Genomic DNA, 355 nt, shown 5'->3' with positions numbered 1-355 from the left:
GGCGGGGGCTGGTCGGGGGCGCTGTGGCCGCTGGCGGCGCTGGCCGCCCGCCACGGCGTCGAGGTGCTCGCCCCGGACCTACCGCTCTACGGCGACACCGTCGAACCCCGGCCCGGCGACGTGCGCTACCCCGACTGGGTCGATCTGCTGTGTGACCTGGTGCGCGCCGAACGCGCGCGCGACGCCCGGCCGCTGGTGGTGTTCGGCGCCAGCATGGGCGGCCTGCTGGGCTACGAGGTCGCCGCCCGCACCCGCGACGTCGCGCACGTGGTGGCGACCTGCCTGATCGATCCCACCGACCCGGCGGTGCGCCGGGCGGTGCCGCGGCACGCCTGGACCGGCCCCGCCGCGCCGG

At 78.9% G+C, this 355-nt stretch carries 1 protein-coding gene; it reads left to right on the top strand.

All coding sequences use genetic code 11. The annotated features are described in order from the left end of the window. On the top strand, nt 1-355 hold a 355-nt coding region (locus Q2100_RS30350), incomplete at both ends, for an alpha/beta hydrolase (protein ID WP_302917001.1).

This window comes from Mycolicibacterium arseniciresistens (assembly GCF_030519285.1).
GTDB classification, from domain to species: Bacteria; Actinomycetota; Actinomycetes; order Mycobacteriales; family Mycobacteriaceae; genus Mycobacterium; species Mycobacterium arseniciresistens.
Note: the sequence above shows the minus strand (reverse complement) of the source record. Positions and strands in the feature narration are given on the sequence as shown.